The organism is Actinomyces sp. S6-Spd3, from assembly GCF_000758755.1.
In the GTDB taxonomy this organism is placed as follows: Bacteria; Actinomycetota; Actinomycetes; order Actinomycetales; family Actinomycetaceae; genus Pauljensenia.
Genome location: NZ_JRMV01000122.1, coordinates 1 through 562 on the forward strand (window position 1 = coordinate 1; position 562 = coordinate 562).

Genomic DNA, 562 nt, shown 5'->3' on the forward strand with positions numbered 1-562 from the left:
CTAGAAATCAGCGTAATTCGTACCAGCAGCCACAGAACTTTGCTTCAAGTCCCACAACGAAACTACGTTCGCTTCCAACTGCTCAGCCGTCACAGTCTCGCCCTCTAAAAGAATCTTCACATCACGAACAGCACGTTCAATGATCTTCTTCTCAAATATGCTGTCCCGCATCTTCTTCCTCGCCATTACAACGCAATCATCCGGATAGTCACGAGCAACATCAAACGCAATAGGAATCGAAGTCTCAGCCTTATATAAATCTGCTATGTCATAAACGAAAGACCTGTCATGCCCCACATGTACAAAGCCAAGACCAGTAGAACAACCCAATGACACTATGACCGCGTGTATCACGCCATAAAGCGAGTAATTTGCAACCGAAAGAGCCTGATTAACAGGATCGCCATCACTAAACCGATTAGGATCGTAAGCCCTCCGAGTCCAAGGCACTCCCGTCCGTAGCGAGTTCTCCTTATATATCTCCCGCATGCGTGCGCCCTCACGCCCCCGCAGTGAACGCATACTTAACGCAGAGACATCCTCTCCGGCAAAACGCAGACTG

At 48.8% G+C, this 562-nt stretch carries 1 protein-coding gene; it reads right to left on the reverse strand.

The features are described 5' to 3' along the window. Positions 1-562: CRISPR-associated endonuclease Cas1 (locus HMPREF1627_RS00740; RefSeq protein ID WP_034500323.1), on the reverse strand; the 562-nt coding region annotated here is incomplete at its 5' end.